Below are 378 nucleotides of genomic sequence, written 5' to 3'. Positions count from 1 at the left end.
CAGATAATCCTACTAAATAGAACTTTATAAATTGAGAAATATTAAATAATAAGAAAACCTGCTTTAAATATGAAAAAATTACTTTTTTGCCCAATTTAGATTTTCCATGTTTTCTTTCTTCAAATGTATATGGAATTGTCTATTAATTTATTATAATTTACTTTTACTAATATTAACTAATAGAACCTTATAACTAAATGGGTCAGAAACATTAAAATTATTTAAGAGATCTGTTCTTTATTAAAAAATATCCACTTAATGGATCCTTTACTTTTAATGTTTCTGGTAGAAAAATATATGCAATAAATATTGCTGTTTTTGATATAAATTCTCTTAAAATATTCCAATTCTCTATTTTTCNNNCTTTAATATATCTAG

The sequence above is a fragment of the Candidatus Nanopusillus massiliensis genome (genome assembly GCF_920984865.1).
This window is presented reverse-complemented; position numbering follows the sequence as displayed.